The sequence below is a fragment of the Pseudoflavonifractor capillosus genome (assembly GCF_016899775.1).
Classification (GTDB): domain Bacteria; phylum Bacillota; class Clostridia; order Oscillospirales; family Oscillospiraceae; genus Lawsonibacter.
Genome location: NZ_JACJJE010000004.1, coordinates 35,105 through 48,118, shown reverse-complemented (window position 1 = coordinate 48,118; position 13,014 = coordinate 35,105). Strand labels below are relative to the sequence as shown.

10 protein-coding genes are annotated in these 13,014 nt (G+C 63.4%); 4 read left to right on the top strand and 6 right to left on the bottom strand.

Annotated features, from left to right (window positions below):
- The first annotated feature begins 43 nt into the window (after nt 1-43).
- From purD to H6B31_RS02180, 4 genes are all read left to right on the top strand, one after another.
- Nucleotides 44-1,300: a phosphoribosylamine--glycine ligase gene (purD, locus tag H6B31_RS02195; protein ID WP_204897001.1), complete on the top strand. Its 1,257-nt coding sequence runs from the start codon at nt 44-46 to the stop codon at nt 1,298-1,300.
- Entirely contained in the window at nt 1,297-1,968 is a 672-nt protein-coding gene (locus H6B31_RS02190; protein ID WP_204897000.1) for an HAD family hydrolase, read from the top strand. The genes purD and H6B31_RS02190 overlap by 4 nt, the downstream gene beginning before the upstream one ends.
- Nucleotides 1,969-2,322: 354 nt before the next feature.
- Nucleotides 2,323-4,947, top strand: coding sequence for a cation-translocating P-type ATPase (locus H6B31_RS02185; protein ID WP_204896999.1), 2,625 nt, complete (start codon nt 2,323-2,325; stop codon nt 4,945-4,947).
- Nucleotides 4,948-5,126: 179 nt separating this feature from the next.
- Nucleotides 5,127-5,894, top strand: coding sequence for a helix-turn-helix domain-containing protein (locus H6B31_RS02180; protein ID WP_204896998.1), 768 nt, complete (start codon nt 5,127-5,129; stop codon nt 5,892-5,894).
- 183 nt (nt 5,895-6,077) lie between these two features.
- On the opposite strand, the gene H6B31_RS02175 is transcribed toward H6B31_RS02180, so the two are convergent.
- From H6B31_RS02175 to argJ, 6 genes are all read right to left on the bottom strand, one after another.
- Entirely contained in the window at nt 6,078-6,581 is a 504-nt protein-coding gene (locus tag H6B31_RS02175; RefSeq protein ID WP_087291671.1) for a GreA/GreB family elongation factor, read from the bottom strand.
- Between the two features lie 57 nt (nt 6,582-6,638).
- A complete protein-coding gene (locus tag H6B31_RS02170) occupies nt 6,639-7,742 on the bottom strand; it encodes an alanine racemase (protein WP_204896997.1) in 1,104 nt (367 codons plus the stop codon).
- A gap of 27 nt (nt 7,743-7,769) precedes the next feature.
- Nucleotides 7,770-9,224 carry a Na+/H+ antiporter NhaC gene (gene nhaC, locus H6B31_RS02165; RefSeq protein ID WP_243418803.1) on the bottom strand — a complete coding sequence of 485 codons (1,455 nt, stop codon included), beginning with the start codon at nt 9,222-9,224 and terminating at the stop codon, nt 7,770-7,772.
- Between the two features lie 342 nt (nt 9,225-9,566).
- Nucleotides 9,567-10,790, bottom strand: coding sequence for an aspartate aminotransferase family protein (locus tag H6B31_RS02160; RefSeq protein ID WP_087291666.1), 1,224 nt, complete (start codon nt 10,788-10,790; stop codon nt 9,567-9,569).
- A gap of 90 nt (nt 10,791-10,880) precedes the next feature.
- A complete protein-coding gene (gene argB / locus H6B31_RS02155) occupies nt 10,881-11,759 on the bottom strand; it encodes an acetylglutamate kinase (protein WP_346014024.1) in 879 nt (292 codons plus the stop codon).
- Nucleotides 11,760-11,774: 15 nt separating this feature from the next.
- Nucleotides 11,775-12,998, bottom strand: coding sequence for a bifunctional glutamate N-acetyltransferase/amino-acid acetyltransferase ArgJ (argJ, locus tag H6B31_RS02150; protein ID WP_087291662.1), 1,224 nt, complete (start codon nt 12,996-12,998; stop codon nt 11,775-11,777).
- Nucleotides 12,999-13,014: the final 16 nt, after the last annotated feature.

Below are 13,014 nucleotides of genomic sequence, written 5' to 3'. Positions count from 1 at the left end.
TTGTAGGGGCGGCCTCTGGCCGCCCGCTCGAGAGGAGCGTATTATGAAAGTTTTAGTGGTTGGAGGCGGCGGGCGTGAGCACGCCATCTGCTGGAAGCTCGCCCAGAGCCCCAAAGTAACGGAATTGTACTGCGCCCCCGGCAACGGGGGCATCGCCCAGGTGGCCCAGTGTGTGCCCATCAAGGCCACCGACGTGGAGGGCATGGTGCAGTGGGCCAAGGACAACGCCATGGACTTTGTCATGGTGGCCCCCGACGACCCCCTGGCCCTGGGGATGGTGGACGCCCTGGAGGCGGCGGGCATCCCCGCCTTCGGCCCCCGGGCCAACGCGGCCATCATCGAGGCCAGCAAGGCCTTCTCCAAGGAGCTGATGCGCAAGTACCACATCCCCACCGCCAAGTACGAGACCTTCACCGATATGGACGCCGCCCTGGCCTATGTGCGCGCTGAGGGGGCCCCCATCGTGGTGAAGGCGGACGGTTTGGCTCTGGGCAAGGGCGTGGTGGTGGCCTCCACCGTGGAGGAGGCCGAGACCGCCGTGCGGGAGATGATGGAGGGCCACAAGTTCGGCGACTCCGGCAATACTGTGGTCATCGAGGAGTGCATGGTGGGCCCCGAGGTCACCGTGCTGGCCTTCTGCGACGGGGAGCACCTGGTCCCCATGCTGTCCTCCCAGGACCACAAGCGGGCCTATGACGGCAACCAGGGCCCCAACACCGGCGGCATGGGCGCCTTCTGCCCCTCCCCCAAGTACACCCCCGAGATCGCCCGGCGGTGCATGGAGGAGATCTTCCTGCCCACCGTGGCCGCCATGCAGGCGGAGGGCCGGCCCTTCAAGGGGGTCATCTACTTCGGCCTGATGCTCACTCAGGACGGCCCCAAGGTGGTGGAGTACAACGCCCGCTTCGGCGACCCGGAGACCCAGCCCCTCCTGTCCATGCTGGACACCGACCTGATGGACATTTTCCAGGCCTGCGTGGACGGCACCCTGGACCAGCTGGAAATCAAGTGGAAGGAGGGCGCGGCCTGCTGCATCGTGCTGGCCTCCGGCGGCTACCCGGTAAAGTACCAGAGCGGCTACCACATCTCCGGCCTGGAGGAGGCGGGCAAGCTGGCCACCGTGTTCCACGCGGGCACCAAGATCGGAGAGGACGGCGCGGTCCTCACCGCCGGCGGCCGTGTCCTGGGGGTCACCGCCACCGGAAAGAATCTGGAGGACGCCATTGCCAAGGCCTACGCCGCCTGCAAGCCCATCTCCTTCCAGGATATGCACTTCCGCACCGACATCGGGAAGGTATGACGCAGTTGGAGATCCAAGGCATCGTATTTGACGTGGACGGGGTGCTGTTCGACACCGAGCGGCTCACCCATCAGACCTGGAAGACCGTCAGCCGGGAGATGGGCTGGCCCCAGGTGGGGGAGGCCTACCTGGAGTTTGTGGGCCAGAACCGGACGGACATCTTCCGCAAAATGGTGGAGCTGTTTGGGGAGGAGTTCCCCAAGGAGACCTTTATGAAGGTGTGCTCCGCCTACTCCCAGGCCCGCATGGAGCGGGAGGGCGTCCCCATGAAGCCGGGCGTCCGGGAGATTCTGGCGTTTCTCAAGGAGCGGGGCGTCCCCACCGCTCTGGCCACCTCCACCGGACGGCCCCGGACGGAGCGGCGGATGGAGATGACCGGTCTGGGCCCCTACTTCTCCGCCATCATCACCGGGGACCAGGTGGAGCACAGCAAGCCGGACCCGGAGATCTACCTCCTGGCCTGTCAGGCCCTGGGCACCGACCCGGAGCACACCATCGCCGTGGAGGACTCCCGCAACGGCATCCTCTCCGCCTCCCGGGCGGGGATGCAGGTCATCATGGTGCCCGACATGATCCCTCCCACTCCCGAGCTGGAGGACCTTCTGTTTCGCCGCTGTACCGACCTGCTGGAGGTACGGGAGCTGTTGTCCCAAATTCTGTCCCAGTGAGAGACAGCGCCAAAGCCATGGCTTTGGCGCTGTCTTTTTTCGGCACGCTTTTGCAAGGATCTCCGAAGTTCCTTGCGGCTCATGGGGGTTTTTGCAGGAAATGTTTCAAAAAGTTTCTGATTTTTTCTCTTCTTTGCAATTCCTTAACATTCTTTTTGTCGGAATCATCTTGCTTTTTTCCGCCATAGGTAATATACTAGGATGGCAGCTTTTCTAGGTAGGACCACCTGTCAGGTTCTCCTTGGATTGGCTGTTCTTTTGCGGGGGGAGAAGAACGACAACAGTATTTGCGCACAGCCCGGAGCGGCGGGCCGACCCCTTTTCCTCCACACGAACCGGAAAGGACGCGACGCCATGAACTACTACCAGGAATCCCCAGAAAAGGTCCTGGAGGAGCTGCGGACCACAGAGTCCGGACTCTCCCACCAGGAAGCCGGTGACCGGCTGGCCAAGTACGGCCCCAACAAGCTGGCGGAGGGGAAAAAGGTCACCCTGCTCCAGCGCTTTATTCAACAGCTGTGCGACCCCATGATCATCATTCTGTTGGTGGCTGCCGCCGTGTCGGGCGTCACCGCAGCTTACTCCGGCGAGAGCTTCACGGATGTATTTATTATCCTGATCGTGGTGCTCATCAACGCGGTCCTGGGCGTGTACCAGGAGAGCAAGGCGGAAAAGGCCATTGAGGCCCTCCAGGAGATGACCGCCGCCACCAGTAAGGTGCTCCGGGACGGCAAGATGTCCCTGCTGCGCAGCGACGTGCTGGTCCCCGGCGATATTGTGATCCTGGAGGCGGGCGACGCGGTCCCCGCCGACTGCCGCATTCTGGAGAGCGCCAGCATCAAGGCCGAGGAGGCCGCCCTCACCGGCGAGAGCGTCCCGGTGGAGAAGGATGTAAACGCCATTGTCACCGACGACGAGGTCCCCCTGGGCGACCGGCACTGCATGCTGTACATGGGCTCCACTGTGGTCTACGGCCGCGGCCGGGCGGTGGTCTGCTCCACCGGCATGGACACCGAGATGGGCAAGATCGCCGACGCCCTGGCCCAGGCTGAGGAGGGCGAGACCCCCCTGCAGCGGAAGCTGGGACAGCTGAGCAAGATCCTCAGCGTGCTGGTGCTGGGCATCTGTGTATTTATTTTCCTGTTCAGCCTGCTCCGGGCGGGCGACTTCCACCTGGACACCATCATCAGCACCTTCATGGTGGCCGTCTCTCTGGCGGTGGCCGCCATCCCCGAGGGTCTGGCCGCCGTGGTCACCATCGTGCTGTCCATCGGCGTCACCAATATGTCCAAGCGCAACGCGGTCATCCGGCGGCTCACCGCCGTGGAAACCCTGGGCTGCGCCCAGGTCATCTGCTCGGATAAGACGGGCACCCTGACTCAGAACAAGATGACCGTGGTGGACCACTTCGGCAACACCCTGAAGACCGCCCGGGCCATGTCCCTGTGCTCCGACGCCGCCCCCGATGAGACGGGCAATGCGGTGGGCGAGCCCACTGAGTGCGCTCTGGTGAACTGGGCCACTAAGGAGGGCCTGGGCAAGTCCGCCATGGAGCGGGAGACCCCCCGTGTGGGCGAGGCCCCCTTCGACTCCAGCCGGAAGATGATGTCCACCATCCACAAGCTGGAGAAGGGCTATGTGCAGTACACCAAGGGCGCTCCCGACGAGCTTTTGAAGCGCTGCACCCACTATGAGAAGGACGGCCAGATCCTCCCCCTGGACGAGAAGGCCAAGGCGGAGATTCTGGCCCAGAACAAGGCCATGGCGGATCAGGCCCTCCGTGTGCTGGCCGCCGCGGAGCGCCGCTATGACGAGATGCCCCAGGATCAGTCCCCTGCGGCCCTGGAGCACGACCTGACCTTCCTGGGGCTGGCGGGCATGATCGACCCCATCCGCCCCGAGGTGAAGGCCGCCATCGCCGAGTGCAAGACCGCCGGCATCCGCGCCGTGATGATCACCGGCGACCACCGTGACACCGCCGTGGCCATCGCCAAGCAGCTGGGCATCCTGGAGCACGACGACCAGGCCATCACCGGCGCTCAGCTCAACCAGATCAGCGACGAGGAGCTGGATAAGACCATCGACCACTACAGCGTCTACGCCCGGGTGCAGCCCGAGCACAAGGTGCGCATCGTCAACGCCTGGAAGAAGCGGGGCTGCATCACCGCCATGACCGGCGACGGCGTCAACGACGCCCCCTCCATCAAGTCCGCCGACATCGGCGTGGGCATGGGCATCACCGGCACCGACGTGACCAAGAACGTGGCCGACATGGTGCTGGCCGACGACAACTTCGCCACCATCGTGGGCGCCGTCCAGGAGGGCCGCCGGATCTACGACAACATCCGCAAGGCCATCCAGTTCCTGCTGGGCTCCAACATGAGCGAGGTGCTCAGCGTCTTTATCGCCACCCTGCTGGGCTTCGTCATTCTGGAGCCCGTCCACCTGCTGTGGATCAACCTGATTACCGACTGCTTCCCCGCTCTGGCCCTGGGCATGGAGAAGGGGGAGCCCGACCTGATGCGGCGTCCCCCCCGGAAGGCCAGCGACGGCATTTTCTCCAACGGTCTGGGCTTCGACGTGGCCTACCAGGGCGCCATGGTCACCGTCCTGGTGCTGGCGGCTTACTTCATCGGCCACTTCATGGAGTCCGGCGTGTGGGAGATCACCCAGAGCGCCGACGGCATGACCATGGCCTTCCTGACCATGGGCATGGCCGAGATCTTCCACAGCTTCAACATGCGCTCCCAGCGGGGCAGCGTGTTCAAGCTCCACAGCCACAACAAGGTCCTCTGGGGCGCCATGCTCCTGAGCCTGGTGCTCACCACCGCGGTGATTTACCTGCCCGGCATCTCCGACGCCTTCGGCTTCACCCACATCGACCCTGTGGAGTACGCCGTGGCCCTGATCCTGGCGGTCCTGGTCATCCCCATTGTGGAGTGTGTCAAAGCCATCCAGCGGTCTATGCACAAGCGCTGATCTCCACACAGCAGAAATGGACGGAAGATCATCTTCCGTCCATTTTTTGTGGAAAAACGGCCGCTGCAACCGCCGGTTGTCAAATTGTATCCCACTTTTGGTTGCAAAAACGCCAACTCTTTGCTATCCTGAACAGCGTCAAAGGTCCTTTGCAACCACTTGTTTTGGAGGTCACACCCATGGAATTTCAACAGCGTCTCTATGACCTGCGCAAAAAGGCGGGGCTGAGCCAGGAGGGTCTGGCCGACCTGCTGGGGGTCACCCGGCAGGCGGTCCAGAAGTGGGAGGCGGGCACCTCCCGCCCCGACATGGACAACCTGGCCGCCCTGGCCCGCTATTTCAATGTCACCCTGGACTACCTGGTCACCGGGGAGGAGCCCCCCGCCCCGGCGGCCCAGACCACCATCGTCAACAACTACTACCAGCGGTGGCGCTATGAGTACAAGAGCCAGCGCACCCTGTTCGGCCTGCCCCTGGTCCACATCCGGCTGGGGGACCGGGGCACCGGCGTCGCCAAAGGCGTTCTGGCCATCGGGAACTACGCAGTGGGCATCTTCACCATCGGCGGCTTCTCCCTGGGCCTGGTGAGCATCGGCGGGCTGTCTGTGGGCCTGCTGTTCTCCCTGGCAGGTTGGGCCATTGGCGGAATCGCCGTAGGCGGCTTTTCCGTGGGCCTGCTGGCCATCGGCGGGGCGGCGGCGGGCCTGTTCGCCATGGGAGGCGGGGCCTTCGGCGTCTACGCCGCGGGTGGAGGGGCCTTCGCCTCGGAAATCGCCATCGGCGGCTCCGCCCACGCTCCTCTGGCCATCGGCCGGATCGCCGAGGGGGCTCTCACCTTTGCTCCCGGCTCCGACCCGGCCCAGATCGCAGAGGCCATCCGCCAGGCCGCCTCCGGCGCGCCCCGCTTCCTTCAAAATCTCCTGATCTTCTTGGCACAAAACTGGTAAGCGGTGCACCGAATCCTTGCGTCCCCAGAGCAAACAGAAAACTAGAAGGCGGCGGGGGCAAGCCCCCGCCCTACGGCATCCTTCTAACCATATTTGCTCCTTCGGCCGCCCCTCATCCGTCTGGCCTTCGGCCAGCCACCTTCCCCCCAGGGGGAAGGCTGGGGAAGCGCGTGCGGCCCTGTCTTAGTACCGGTTCAGAGGAATCTCCCCGGTGTCCTCCCCCTTTTCAATGGAGCGGATCACCGCGTCATAGCCGTAGTTCTCGTTCACCTGGATGTGAACCCGGTCCCCCACCCGCTTTCCCAGCAGGGAGCGTCCCACCGGGGACTCCTTGCTGATGAGCCCCTTGAGCACATCCTGGCGCATGGTGGTGACGATCTGGTACACCTCGGTCTCGTCGTCGTCCTCCATGTACACGGTGACCTTGTCGTACAGGCCCACCTGGTCCGCCCCGGAGGTGTCGTCAAACACCTTGGCGGTTTTGATCATGTTCTCCAGAAAGCGGATGCGGCTCTCGTTCCGGTTCTTCTCCTGCTTGGCGGCCTTGTACTCGAAGTTCTCGCTCAGGTCCCCGAAGGCCCTGGCCTCCTTCACCGCCTCCAGCAGCTTGGGACGCAGGGTGATCCGCCGGTAGTCCAGCTCCTCCCGCATCATTTTCAGATCCTGTCGGGTCAGTTCGTTGTGCATAGCAGTTCCCTCCCAAAATCAAAAACGGACGGCGCCGCCAGGCGCCGTCCACAGAGCTTATTCAGATGTTGTCTCCTCTCGGAAGACCAGGTGGACGCTCTCGCTGTGGGTCAAGTATACCATCGTGGCGTAGCACAAGTCAAACTCCAAAATATCGCCCACCTGAATATCCCGGACCGTGTTCTGCACATCCACCAGGGTGTGGTCGGAGGAGGCCCCCAGCATGATGAGTCCCGGCTCCCGGGAGACCAGGTCCTCACACTCCCCGTAGTCCACCCGGCCCATGGCCAGGAGAGCCCGGCGGCGGTGGCCCCGGTCCACATAGGTGCGGGTCCGCCCGAAGGCGTCCACCGACAGCTCGCCCACCGGGTGGGAGGGTTTTATTTTGACCTCGATCACCTCGGCCCGGAGGGTGAACACGTCCTTGTGGAGCTCCGGCATGTCGCAGCCCCACACCCGGCCCAGCAGGAGCAGCTCCCCCACCCGCAGGTGGTTGATGCGGCTGGGCATGGTGCCGTCCAGCACCATGTGCACCGAGGAGGAGGCCCCACCGGAGATGACCTCCAGCCGGCGGCCGATGGCCGCCTCCACCGCCTCGGCGGCGGCGATGAGCTCCTCCATCTTCTCGGGGGTGGCCTGGACGGAGCCGTAGCAGCCCAGGTTGGTGCCCACCCCCAGCAGGTCCAGGTTCTCCAGCTTCTGCTCCACCTCCAGGGCGGCGGAGATGAGCTCCTCCCGGTCCCAGAAGCCCTCCCGCAGATCCCCCAGGTCCACCATAAGGATCACCTTGTGGCGCACCCCCGCCCGAGCGGCGGCCTCGTTGGTGGCCCGGAGCACCGAGATCTCACTTTGCAGGCTGATATCCGCCCACTTCACCAGCTCGTCCACCTCGGAGAGCATGGGGATGCGGATCATCATCAGCGGCGTACGGATGCCCGCCTGCCGCAGGGTGCGCAGCTGCTCCAGGCGGGAGGAGCCGATGCTGTCCAGCCCCGCCCGGTCATAGACCTTTGCCGCCTCCGGCAGGGCGCAGAAGCCCTTTACGATCCCGGAGAGCTTGATACCAGAAACCTGGCAGCGCTCACGGAGCGCTGCCAGGTTTTCCTGTAACTTTCCGAGATCGACTTCCAGCTGTGGATACTGTTCTTGTCTCTCTCTCATAACATTCGATTCTGTGTTTCCTCTGGATCAGACAGCAGCCTTGCGCTTCTTATAGGGCTTGTTGTCCATGTCCTTCAGGGTCCAGCCGAACCAGGCACAGGCGGCGTTGATCACGGGCATCAGCCAGTTGAACATGGCGAAGGGAGCGTACTCAGGAACGGTGATGCTCAGGGTGTCTCTGATGTACACGCCGCAGGTGTTCCAGGGAACCAGAGCGGAGGTGACGGTGCCGGCGCCCTCAAGAGCAGAGGACAGGACGGAGGGGTGCAGGCCCATCTTGCGGTACTCCTCGGCGTACATACGGCCGGGAACCACGATGGAGATGTACTGCTCGGGCATGGTCATGTTGGACAGCACGCAGGTGATCTCGGTGAGGGTGACCAGGGCAGCGGGGCCCTTGGCCAGCTTCTTGAGCTGGTTGACCACGACCTCCAGCTGGTGGGTGCCCTCCATAATGCCGCCGAACATCATGGCGATGATGGTCATGGCCACGGAGTTCATCATGCCCAGGATACCGCCGCTCTCCAGCAGGGTGGTCATGGTCTCATAGGTCTCGGCGCTCAGAGAGCTCTGGAGCAGAGCGTGCATGTCGTCGGAGAAGGAGAAGCCGTTCATGCCGAAGGAGAACAGGGTACCGGGGTCGCAGTTGCCGGGCTGGAAAATCAGGCCCACAATGGCGCCGGCAAAGATGCCCAGGGTGATGCCGGGGATGGCGGGCATCTTCATGGCCACCGCCACAATGACGATCACGGGGGGCAGCAGCAGGATGGGATTGATGTGGAACACGCCGCCGTGGGCAATGTTCAGGGCGTTGGCGAACTCGGTCACACGGCTCATATCCGCGTCGCCGCCGTGGTACTGGGTGACGCCCAGCACACCGAAGAAGATAATACAAATGACATAGGTAATGGCCGTGGGCAGCATCATGGCCTTCACGTGGCTCATTACATCGGTACCAGCCATGGCGGGAGCCAGGTTGGTGGTGTCAGACAGGGGGGACATCTTGTCGCCGAAGTAGGCGCCAGAGAGGATCGCGCCGGCGGTCATGCCGGGGTTCATGCCCAGGCCAAAGCCGATGCCCATCAGGGCCACGCCCATGGTGCCCATGGTACCCCAGGAGGTACCGGTGGCCAGGGAGGTGATGGAGCAGATCAGCAGGGTGGCGATGAAGAAGATGGTGGGATGCATCAGCTGCAGGCCGTAGTAGATCATGGTGGGCACCACGCCCGCGTTGACCCACACGCCGATCAGGATACCGACGATGATCAGGATACAGATGGACTGGAGGGCCTTGTAAATGCCGTCCATCATCATCTTCTCAATGTCTTCCCACTTGTGGCCCAGATACAGGGCCATAATGGCGGCCACACACACGCCCACAAACATGGGCACATGTACGTCAGCACCGTAGATGACAATACCAACCGCCAGAATGGCGACCAGTGCCACCAGGGTGATCAGGGCCTCCCATACCTTTGGCATTCGGGGCTCTCTGGATTTCTTTGCCTCACTCATGGATCATTACCAACCTTTCTTTCAATACTTTGCATAGCTTTGCATGACTTTGCATTGGCTTTGCATTTCTGCATTTTTTGATTCAGCGTTGGAACTCCTGGATTTGGGCTATCCCCTGTTTGATACCTCCTCTCCTCCTGTTTTACAACCCACACAGCTGGTGCAAGTCCGGGCCCTCGGGGCGTATCTCAACGGTCCGGACCCCCGGACCGCTGAGATACGCCCCGGGGCGCGCTTTGGGGCGCGCCCCGAGGCCCAGGATCTCACCCGGCATCAAAAATCGTCAGATGGACAATGCGGGATGCGATCTCAATAGCCCAGCTCGGTCATGGCCTCGTCAATGGCCTTGACTACGATGTCAACTTCCTCCTCGGTGACGATCAGAGGCGGAATGAAGCGCAGCACGTTGCCGGCGGTGCAGTTGATGAGCACCTTCTTCTCAAAGCACTTGTTCACGATCTGGGGACCGACCTCGTTGTTGGCCAGCTCGGCGCCGTTGATCATGCCCATGCCCCGGACCTCGGTGATGCAGGTGGGGTGCTTCTCCTGGAGCTTGCGCAGCTCGGCGCGGAAGTACTCGCCCACCTTGGCCGCGTGATCCATCACGCCGCCGTTGATCATGGTGTCCAGGGTGGCTTCCGCCAGGCCGCAGGCCAGAGGGCCGCCGGCGAAGGTGGAGCCGTGGGTGCCGGGGGTCAGGGTGTAGGCCGCGTCGCCCCGGGCGCACACCGCGCCCACAGGCACGCCGGAGCCCAGCTCCTTGGCCATGGAGCAGGTGTCGGGCTCCACGCCGTAGTTCTGATGGGCGAACAGCTTGCCGGTACGGCCGGAGCCAACCTGCACCTCGTCGAACATCAGCAGGATGCCCTTCTCATCGCACAGGTCCCGCAGGCCCTGGAGGAACTCCTTGGTGGCGGGACGGACGCCGCCCTCGCCCTGAACGGGCTCGGTGAGGATGGCGCAAACGTCGTCGCCCATCTGCTCCTTCACGGACTCCAGATTGTTGAACTCAGCATAGCGGAAGCCCTCGGGCAGGGGGGAGAACCACTTGGGATTGTGGACGATCTCCTGGCCGGTGGCGGTGGCGGTGGCCAGCGTGCGGCCGTGGAAGGACTTCAGCATGGAGATGACCACATAGCGCTCGGGGTGGCCGTGGTCCACGGCGTACTTACGGGCCAGCTTGATCTGACCTTCGTTGGCCTCGGCGCCGGAGTTGGCGAAGAACACCTTCTCGAAGCAGCTGTTCTCGCAGATCAGCTTACAGACCTGGATGGCGGGCTCGTTGTAGTAGTAGTTGGAGCAGTGCATCAGGCCCTTGGCCCGGTCCAGCGCCTTCACAATGGCGGGGTGGTTGTGGCCCAGGCCGTTGACGGCGATGCCGCCCACAAAGTCCAGGAACTTGTTTCCGTCCAGGTCCCAGACCCAGGCGCCCTCGCCGTGATCCATCACGATGGGCATACGGGCATGGTTTCCGTACAGATACTTGTCAGCGACGGCGATGGCTTCGGCGTTGCTCTTGAACTTCTCAATCATGGGAATCGTCCTCCTTTATAATCATGATACGTCTATTCCTGCCCGGGGCGGGAGCCCCGCCCCGGGACCTCTCCCAATGGCGCTGGGGGATTATTTCCACTTGATGCCCACGCTGGGCGCATCCTTGCCCACGGTGGTGCCGATGCCCTCGTCGGTGAAGGCCTCGTACAGGATGCTGTGGGGTTTTCTTCCGTCAATGATGTGGACGTTGGTGACGCCCTCCTCAATGGCCTGGACACAGCAGTCCACCTTGGGGATCATGCCGCCGGCGATGGTGCCCTGATCCTTCAGGCCCTGCACGTCGGCGATGTTCAGATAGCTGATTACATCCCGGAGCTTGATGTCGTTGCACAGCCCCTCGATGTCGGTGAGGAGCATGAGCTTCTCGGCGCCCAGGGCGCTGGCCAGCTTGCCGGCGGCGGTGTCGCCGTTGATGTTGAAGCTCTGTCCCTTTCCGTCGGTGCCCACGGGGGCCACCACGGGGATGTAGCCCGCGTCCAGCAGGGCCTGCACCGGGGCGGCGTTGACCTCCACGATGTCGCCCACGAAGCCCAGCTCCTCGCTGCGCTGGACGCACTTATAGATGTTGGCGCTGATGCCGGACAGGCCCACGGCCTCGCCGCCGATGGCGTTGATCCGGCCCACCAGCTCGCTGTTCACCTGGCCGATGAGCACCGCCTCCACCACATGGATGATGTCCGCGGAGGTGTAGCGCAGGCCGTTGATGAACTGCACGGGGATGTTCAGCTGCTCCAGCATCTTGTTGATGCCGGGGCCGCCCCCGTGGCTGAGGACGGGCTTCATGCCCAGGAGCTTGAGCATCACCACGTCCTGGAGGACGGCGGCCTTCAGCTCCTCATTGATCATGGCGTTTCCGCCGTACTTGATGACGATGACTTTGCCGGCATACTTCTTCAGATAGGGCATGGCCTCCATTAAGGTGGCAACCTTGCTCGCTACGTCGTTCACAGCACGCCCTCCTTCTTAAGACCGGTAGTCGCCGTTGATCTTCACATAGTCATAGGTCAGGTCGCAGCCGAAGGCGGTGGCCTGTCCGTCGCCGCTGTGGAAGTTCACGATGACGGTGATGTCGTGCTCGGTGAGCACCTTCTTGGCCAGCTCCTCGCTGAAGTCGGTGCCGAAGCCGTTCTCCATGACCACCACCTCGCCGGCGGCGCTCTTCAGGATGCAGTCGGCCTTGGTGGGGTCCACGTCCGCCCCGGAGTAGCCGGCGGCGGCCATGATGCGGCCCCAGTTGGCGTCCTTGCCGAACAGGGCGGCCTTGAACAGGGTGGAGCCGGCGATGGACCGGGCCACCAGCTTGGCGTCCTTCTCGGTGGGCAGGCCATAGGCCTCCACGATCATCAGATGGGTGGCGCCCTCGCCGTCGGAGGCGATGCGGCGGGCCATATCCATGCAGATCATGTCCAGGATCTCGGCGAAGGCGGCCTTGTCCGCCTCAGTCTCCACGGCCACACCGGAGGCGCCGTTGGCCAGCAGGAACAGGGAGTCGTTGGTGCTGGTGTCGCCGTCCACGGTCATCATGTTGAAGCTCTTATCGGTGCTGGCCTTCAGCATGGGCTGCACCACGGCGGCGTCGATCTTGGCGTCGGTGGTGATGTAGGCCAGCATGGTGGCCATGTTGGGGTGGATCATGCCGGAGCCCTTGGCGCAGGCGCCGATGCGGATGGTGCCGCCGGACAGCTCCAGCTCATAGGCCACTTCCTTCTTCACCAGGTCGGTGGTCATGATGGCCCAGGCTGCGTCGGTGCCCTTCTCCACGCTCATGTCGGGGACGATGCGGCGCACGCCCTCCAGCACCTTCTCCACGGGGAGCTTCTGGCCGATGACGCCGGTGGAGCACACGAACACCTCGTCCTCCCCCAGGCCCAGCAGCTTCTCCGCCTCGGTCTCCACGGTCTTGGCGTCCTTGATGCCCTGCTCGCCGGTGGCGGCGTTGGCGTTGCCGCTGTTGATAACCACGGCGCGGGCCTTGCCCTTCTTCAGGATCTCCCGGTCCAGGATGACGGGAGCGGCGCAGAACTTGTTGGTGGTGAACATGGCCGCGCAGGAGGCGGGCTGTTCGGAGTAGATAATGGCCACGTCGGGCTTCTCGCTCTTGCGGCTCTTCACGCCCACATAGCAGGCGCCTGCCAGGAATCCCTTGGGGGTGGTAACGCCGCCGCCCTCGATCAGTTTATAAGCCATACTGCATACTTCCTTT

Coding starts and splice junctions, on each gene's coding strand:
- H6B31_RS02190 (WP_204897000.1), top strand. CDS start 1,297: ATGACGCAGTTGGAGATCCAAGGCATCGTATTTGACGTGGACGGGGTG.
- H6B31_RS02175 (WP_087291671.1), bottom strand. CDS start 6,581: ATGCACAACGAACTGACCCGACAGGATCTGAAAATGATGCGGGAGGAG.
- purD (WP_204897001.1), top strand. CDS start 44: ATGAAAGTTTTAGTGGTTGGAGGCGGCGGGCGTGAGCACGCCATCTGC.
- nhaC (WP_243418803.1), bottom strand. CDS start 9,224: ATGCCAAAGGTATGGGAGGCCCTGATCACCCTGGTGGCACTGGTCGCC.
- H6B31_RS02185 (WP_204896999.1), top strand. CDS start 2,323: ATGAACTACTACCAGGAATCCCCAGAAAAGGTCCTGGAGGAGCTGCGG.
- H6B31_RS02160 (WP_087291666.1), bottom strand. CDS start 10,790: ATGATTGAGAAGTTCAAGAGCAACGCCGAAGCCATCGCCGTCGCTGAC.
- H6B31_RS02180 (WP_204896998.1), top strand. CDS start 5,127: ATGGAATTTCAACAGCGTCTCTATGACCTGCGCAAAAAGGCGGGGCTG.
- H6B31_RS02170 (WP_204896997.1), bottom strand. CDS start 7,742: ATGAGAGAGAGACAAGAACAGTATCCACAGCTGGAAGTCGATCTCGGA.
- argJ (WP_087291662.1), bottom strand. CDS start 12,998: ATGGCTTATAAACTGATCGAGGGCGGCGGCGTTACCACCCCCAAGGGA.